At 68.3% G+C, this 6943-nt stretch carries 5 protein-coding genes, 1 tRNA gene and 1 pseudogene; 3 read left to right on the top strand and 4 right to left on the bottom strand.

Going from position 1 to position 6943, the window contains the following annotated elements:
* From VIG76_RS03745 to VIG76_RS03735, 3 genes are all read right to left on the bottom strand, one after another.
* A partial coding sequence (locus tag VIG76_RS03745; protein WP_331951180.1) for a MarR family winged helix-turn-helix transcriptional regulator occupies nt 1-445 on the bottom strand: 445 nt, incomplete at its 3' end.
* A gap of 64 nt (nt 446-509) precedes the next feature.
* Nucleotides 510-1643, bottom strand: coding sequence for an epoxide hydrolase family protein (locus tag VIG76_RS03740; protein ID WP_331951178.1), 1134 nt, complete (start codon nt 1641-1643; stop codon nt 510-512).
* Between the two features lie 33 nt (nt 1644-1676).
* Nucleotides 1677-2789: a zinc-binding alcohol dehydrogenase family protein gene (locus VIG76_RS03735; RefSeq protein ID WP_331951176.1), complete on the bottom strand. Its 1113-nt coding sequence runs from the start codon at nt 2787-2789 to the stop codon at nt 1677-1679.
* A gap of 132 nt (nt 2790-2921) precedes the next feature.
* Here VIG76_RS03735 and VIG76_RS03730 point away from each other — a divergent pair, with 132 nt between their 5' ends.
* Together VIG76_RS03730 and VIG76_RS03725 are read left to right on the top strand one after the other, a co-directional pair.
* The gene (locus VIG76_RS03730) at nt 2922-3449 is read left to right on the top strand and encodes a TetR/AcrR family transcriptional regulator (protein ID WP_331951174.1); all 528 of its coding nucleotides are present in this window, start codon (nt 2922-2924) and stop codon (nt 3447-3449) included.
* Between the two features lie 798 nt (nt 3450-4247).
* On the top strand, nt 4248-5360 hold the full coding sequence (locus tag VIG76_RS03725) for a tyrosine-type recombinase/integrase (RefSeq protein ID WP_331951172.1): 1113 nt from the start codon (nt 4248-4250) through the stop codon (nt 5358-5360).
* Between the two features lie 54 nt (nt 5361-5414).
* Here VIG76_RS03725 and VIG76_RS03720 read toward each other — a convergent pair.
* Nucleotides 5415-5504 (bottom strand) — tRNA-Ser (locus VIG76_RS03720).
* Between VIG76_RS03720 and radA the strand changes: the two are divergent.
* Nucleotides 5475-6803, top strand: a pseudogene (gene radA, locus VIG76_RS03715) (DNA repair protein RadA); the annotation flags it as partial. The gene VIG76_RS03720 and the pseudogene radA sit on opposite strands and share 30 nt — an antisense overlap.
* Nucleotides 6804-6943: the final 140 nt, after the last annotated feature.

Raw genomic sequence — 6943 nt, 5'->3', positions numbered from 1 at the left:
GCTGCGGCGTCACCGCGAGCCTTGTCGCCACGGCGTTCCTCAGCGTCGCGGCGTGCCGGCCGAATGCAGCCTCATCCCTCGTGCTCAGCACTCCCCCGACGAGGTCGGCGAGCAGCCCGCGCACGGCTTCGTCCGCTTCCGCCAGTTGGGCGACTCCGCGATCCGTCAACTCGAGGAGCGAGGAGCGGCGATCGGTCGGGTTCGGAACGCGCCGACAGTACCCGTCGCGCTCCAGCCGGTCGACGGCCTGACTCGTGCCGCCTACCGTGATCGCCATCTCGCGGGCCACGTCCTGGACTCGACAGCCCGGCGTCCGGTGAATCAGCCGAAGGGTGTCGTAGGCGCCGAGGCTGAGACCGCACATCCGCCGCAGGCCGCTGTCGACACCGTTCCAGAGGACGGTCTCCAACCTGACCAGGTGCTCGAACCATTCCGTAGGGTCCACGCGGCCACCGTCCAATCTGCATTAGTACTAAGTATCTTAGCGCAGATCGACCGCTGCGGTGCGGTCAGGCCAGATCGTGGAAGAAGGTCCGGATGTCGTCGGCCAGGAGATCGGGGACTTCGATGGCCGCGAAGTGGCCACCGCGCGGCATGCGCGTGTATCGGCGGAGGTTGTAGCTCCGCTCGGCCCAGGAGCGCGGGGGCTGCACGAGGTCCCGCGGGAAGACCGCGACGGCGGTGGGGACGGCGACGGGTCCGATCGATCCCAGGGCGCCTTGCGCGTACTCGTAGTAGGGGCGGAAGGAGGTTCCGATCGAGTTGGTGAACCAGTAGATCGACGCCTGGGTGAGCAGGAAGTCGGGCGGGAAGGCCTGTGTGACGTCACCGTGCGAGTCGCTCCAGTTGCGGTACTTCTCAAGCAGCCATGCCAGCAGCCCGACTGGCGAGTCGGTCAGGCCGTAGGCCAAGGTGATCGGCCGGGTCTGCTGCTGGTGCTCGTATGCGCCTTCCTGCTCGAACCAGGTCCGCACGGAGTGCAGGTATGCGGTCTCTTCCTCAGTCATCGAGCCTGGATCGACTCCCTCAGGATCAGCGACCGCGAGCACGTGCGCGCCCACGACTTCATCCGGCCATCCGGCCGCGAGGCGGGTGCTGATGCCGGCGCCGAGGTCGCCGCCATGCACCCCATATCGGGCGAAGCCCAGTTCGTCCCGCATGAGCCGGTGCCACTGCTCGTGCGTCGGAACGGCGGCCGGAACGGTCGAGGCCTGTGGCGAGAAGCCGAATCCGGGCAAGGAGGGAACCACGACGGTGAACGCGTCCTGAGGCCTGCCGCCGAACTCGGAGGGTCGCGCGAGCCGCTGGGCCAGTGGAACCAGCTCGAGGACCGAACTCGGCCATCCGTGCGTCAGCACGATCGGGAGGGCACCCGGCCGTTCGCTCTCGAACAGCAGGTAGTGCACCGACTCGCCGCCGAGATCGGTCATGAATGACGGCAGGGCGGCAATGAGGCGTTCCTGCCGCCGCCAGTCGAAGCCGTCGGCCCAGTACCTCGCAAGGTGTTCGAGCTCACGACGATCGGTGCCTGCCTCCCACGCCGGCGCGGGCCAGGTCTTCGGCCACCGCGTTCGCCGAATCCGATCTCGCAGATCCTGCAGCTCGTCGTCCTGGACGGAGAAGCGGAACGGCTTCGATGTCATCACAGGGTCCTTCTGGATGTGGGGGCGGTTCACCTACAAGGTGACGACGAGCTTCTCGGCACTGACACCCGCTCGTTGACGATCCATGGCGCCTTGGATGGCTTCAAGGCCGTGACCGGCGACCGTGGCCGCGGGCGAGACCCGATATTCGGGATCGGCCAGCACGGTAGGCAGGTACGAACCGAAGACGTACGTGCCGATTCCATCGTTCTTGATACTGGATCCCCAGATGTAGGCGAGCCGGACCCGACGGCTTCGCGCAGCGACCTGCAGGGCCACGTTGCTGCCGATGAGACGTCCGGTCACCCGAGCACGCTCGCCCAAGCGGCCGTCGGCCAGCGTGGCGAACGAGACCGGAGGTGTAGCGATCGCGACCGTCCGGTTCCCGGCGCTACGACCGGCGATCCTCACGCAGGCCGGCGCCCCGGTCTGACCGATCGCCACCGCTCCCGCGAAGCGCCGTCCGGCGAGCGCGGCCCGGACGTCCGCCTCAACCGTGGGGCTCCGGTAGTCGAACACGCTCGCCGCGCCGAGCCGGCTGACGTGATCGAAGTTCCGTGGCGAGGCGGTCGAGATGACGTCGTAGCCGGCGGCGACCGCGAGCCGGATCGCCTGGCTACCGACGCTGGTCGAACCACCCCACACGAGTACGACCTCTCGCGTCGGCGAGGGTGCGGCCCCAGGAAGTGGCATGCCGAGATGGCGGGGTTGGAACAGTGCTGCCGCCGCGGTCGACACCGCCAAGGGCAAGGTGACGGCGTCCTCGATGCTGCGGCCCCCCGCGACCGGGCTGCTCAATCGCTCGTCCAGGACGACATACTGCTGAAACCCGCCCTCGGCGCCACGGTTGCGATCCTTGTCCGTGCCTACGCAGAGGCCGACGACCCGGTCGCCGATCGTGAAGCGCGAGACTCCTCCCCCGACCGCGACGACTTCTCCGCCCACATCAGCGCCCAGCACGGTGGGGTAGCGCAGCCAGCCGTAGGTCAGGTTGCCCTCGACCTGGATGATCCAGTCGAGCGGGTTGATCGCGACGGCGCTCGTCTCCACAAGGATCTGCCTCTCGCCGACCTCGGGGTACGGCGCAGCTCCCGTCTCGAGGCGCGCGTGCTTGTGATTGATCCACGCGGCTGTGTTCGTCGTCATAGCGGTCCGTCTTCCTGATTGCACTTGGTGCAGTGAGCATGGCACACCTATTGCACACGATGCAATCACCTCTACACTTGCCGGATGGGACGGTGGGCGCCTGACGCTCGACTACGGCTTCAGCACGCGGGCATGGAGCTCCTGCGTGAGCACGGGTACGACGCGGTCACCGTCGCCGAGATCGCCGAGCGAGCTGGACTGACCAGACGGACTTTCTTCAACCACTTCGACGACAAGCGCGATCTCCTCTTCGCCGGCGCGCAAGACCTGCAGGACACCACGGTCCACTTCGTCACGACCGCAGCACCAGAGCTCTCGCCGTTCGACGCCGCCCTCGAAGCCTTCACTCGAGCCGGCGCCATGCTGGCCGAGTTGGTCCCATTCGAACGGCAGCGCCGGACGCTGATCGACTCCTCCCAGGCCCTCCAGGAGCGAGACCTCGTCAAGGCCGCATCTCTGGTGAACGCGGTAGCGCGCGCACTTCAAGTGCGCGGAGCCCCAGCTGGGCAAGCCCGGCTCTCCGCCGCTACCGCACATGAGATCTTCCGGGCGGCCTACGAGCGCTGGTCCACCGCTCCCGCGAGCGACTTCAGCGAGTTGATGCACAGCACGGAAGCGGACCTCCGCGCCGCCCTCGCCGGAGAGCAGCCGAGCGACTGAAGCGGCTCAGTGCGCGATGCGACCACTCCGGTCGCGGAACTCGCTCGTCGGGCCGGTCTGATCGATCATCGCCAGCGCGACGGTGGCGTCGGCGCCCTCGGTCACGGCCTGGTGGCCGCTGTGCCGGTTGAGGTCCGTCGTGGCGCTCTCGGCGCTTGAGCCATTGCAGACCGCTCCCGGTCTCCTGCGCCCCCCTGATCCTGCCCCAAAACCGACCCGTCCGGCCTCATCATCCAGACACTCGAATCACCGCACCATCCGCATCAGCCGCACATCTCTCTGCCGCCAACGCTTCGATTCCCTGCTGGATCTCCCCGCATCCCCTGCATAGGACCACACAGAACACACCTGGCAAACACTTTCACCAACATTCATTTCTTCCTGTACTACAACTTGAAGTCTTGCCCTGTCCTGGCCTGTCTCCTGAATACGCAAACCACCCTCTCTCAAGGAACGCAGAGTGAGGGTGGTTCGCGTACGGCATCCGCCGAGGAGACAGGCCAGGACAGGGCAAGACGACCAAACCCCCGTCGCCAGACCCCTCGCATCCAACGACGGGGCTGACGACGGGGGTTTGATTTCGCACTCCAAGCGGCAGTGATTGCCCTAAAGCGACTTCTCGACTGATTCCTGACGCGGAGCAGTGGCGAGACGGGAAGTGCGACGTCAACGCGCACACCGGGCGAACGGATCGTCGGACCGATCGTCGGTTGGAATGGCTGCGCCAAGAGTTCATCAGGTGATGTCGGTGGCCCCGAGGACGCTACGCCCGTCCGAACTCTTCCCGAAGGACCAGGCATGGCAAGTATCACGCCATACGACACCGCGGCGGGCCGGCGGTACCGGGTGCGCTACCGGAAGCCGGACCGATCACAGACTGATCGGCGAGGCTTTCGCACTAAACGCGAAGCCGAACTCTTCCTCGCCTCAGTAGAGGTCGCGGTCGCTCGAGGGGAGTTCGTCGATGCCTCAGCCGCTCGAGTGCCCATCGGAGAACTGGGCCCCCGATGGCTCGAGAACCAGACCCACCTGAAGCCCTCATCCCTCCGGCCCGTTCAGATCGCCTGGCGCGTCTACGTCGAGCCACGATGGGGAACAACTCCCGTGGGCGACGTTCGCCACAGCGACGTCCAGGGCTGGGTCAGCGGGATCAGCCACGCGCGAGGAGCGACAACTGTGCTCCGGGCCTATGGGGTGCTCGCAGCGATCCTCGACGTAGCCGCGAAGGATCGGCGAATCATCTCCAACCCAGCTCGCGGCGTGAAGCTACCCCGGCCGACGAAACGACCGCACGCCTACCTGACGCACGACCAGGTGAGCACCCTCGCGCTGGAAGCGAACGACAAGGCGACACTGGTTCTCGTCTTGGCCTACTGCGGCCTGAGGTGGGGCGAAGCCATCGGGCTCCGGGTCAAGGACCTGGACATGCTGCGTCGGCGGATCAACGTGACCGTGAACGCGGTCGAGGTCGACGGCGTCATCGAAGTCGGCACCCCGAAAACGCACAAGCGCCGCTCCGTTCCGTTCCCCGAACTGCTCGGCCGCCCCCTCGCTCGGCTCTGCGAGGACAAGAGCCCTGACGATCTGGTGTTTGCTGACGAGCACGGGCAGCACCTCCGCCGAACACGAACCAACGAAGCGAGCCGAGGCTGGTTCACGCGGGCGGTCGCGCGCGCCGGCCTACCGACGATGACCCCGCACGACCTGCGGCACACCGCTGCGAGCCTCGCTGTCAGCTCCGGGGCCAACGTGAAGGCGGTGCAACGGATGCTGGGACACGCCTCCGCGAGCATGACGCTCGACGTCTACAGCGACCTCTTCGACGATGACCTGGACGCCGTCGCGGGGCGTTTGAACGAGGGGCTGGCTCGCACGGATGTGGGCAAAATGTGGGCAAACGGCGAGGCCTGAGCGGCCGAAAGGCCCGAGATCCGCATGTTTCCGCGGTTCTCGGGCCCCTCTAGCTGGCGGTGGCGGTGGGATTTGAACCCACGGTGGAGTCACCCCCACACATGTTTTCGAGACATGCTCCTTCGGCCGCTCGGACACGCCACCGCCGAAGAGTGTACGGGACGTCACGCCCCGAGCGTCTGCTGTCCGCACGGACAACTGCGGCAGGAACAGCGGCAGCAGTTGTCCGTGCGGACAGCACAGAGGCGGGCGGATGCGAACGGGTCCGAGCGGCCGGGCCCTGTCGGTGCTCGCACGTACCTTCGACCCATGGCCACCGCTCGCACCAAGCCGACTCCGCAGGGGTACCGCTGCACGGAGTGCGGCTGGCGCACGGCGAAGTGGGTCGGCCGCTGCGGCGAGTGCCAGAGCTGGGGCTCCGTCGTCGAAGCGGATGCGCAGGTCGGGCGGGTGCAGCCCGCGCAGGTGCCGGCGTCGCGCCGCGCGAAGCCGATCCTCGAGGTGCCGCTCGACGCGATGCGGCGCCGCAGCACGGGCGTCGGCGAGTTCGACCGCGTGCTCGGCGGCGGGGTGGTGCCCGGCGCCGTCGTGCTGCTGAGCGGCGAGCCCGGCGTCGGCAAGAGCACCCTGCTGCTCGCCGTCGCCGCCCACGTGGCGGCGCTCGGCGCTCGTGTGCTCTACGTCAGCGCGGAGGAGTCACCCGGGCAGGTGCGCCTCCGTGCCGAGCGCACCGGCGCGATGCAGCCCACCCTGCTGCTCTCCGCCGAGACCGACCTCGCCGTCGTGCTCGGCCAGATCGAGCAGGAGTCCCCTGACCTCGTCATCGTCGACTCCGTCCAGACGGTGTCGTCCGCCGAGACCACGGGGTTCGCCGGCGGCCCCGGCCAGGTGCGCGAGGTCGCCGCGTCGCTCACCCGCGTCGCGAAGGAGCGGGACCTGCCGATCCTGCTGGTCGGGCACGTCACGAAGGACGGCCAGATCGCGGGCCCCCGCGTGCTGGAGCACCTCGTCGACGTCGTCTGCCAGTTCGAGGGCGACCGGCACACGGCCCTCCGCTTCATCAGGGCCGTGAAGAACCGCTTCGGCCCGACGGACGAGGTCGGCTGCTTCGAGATGACCGGCGACGGCATCGCGGAGGTGCCCGACCCGAGCGGCCTCTTCCTCTCCCGCAGCGTCGGCGCGGAGCCCGGCACGTGCGTCACCATCGCGATGGAGGGCCGCCGCGCCCTCCCGGTCGAGGTGCAGGCGCTCGTCGTCCGCTCCACGACGCCGCAGCCCCGCCGCGTCGTGAACGGAGTCGACGGCAACCGGGTCGCGATGCTGCTCGCGGTGCTCGAGCGGCACGCCGCCATCCGACTGACGGACTCGGACGTCTACGTGTCCACGGTCGGCGGCGTGCGCCTCTCGGAGCCGTCGGCCGACCTCGCGATCGCGCTCGCCGTCGCGTCGGCGGCACGCGGCACCGAGATCCCGCCGACCCTCTGCGCCACCGGCGAGATCAGCCCGCGGGCGAGATCCGGCCGGCGGCGCAGGGGCCGAGGCGCGAGGCCGAGGCACGCCGGCTGGGCTTCCCGACGCATCTC

The sequence above is a fragment of the Amnibacterium sp. genome (assembly GCF_036559085.1).
Lineage (GTDB): Bacteria > Actinomycetota > Actinomycetes > Actinomycetales > Microbacteriaceae > Amnibacterium.
Note: the sequence above shows the minus strand (reverse complement) of the source record. Positions and strands in the feature narration are given on the sequence as shown.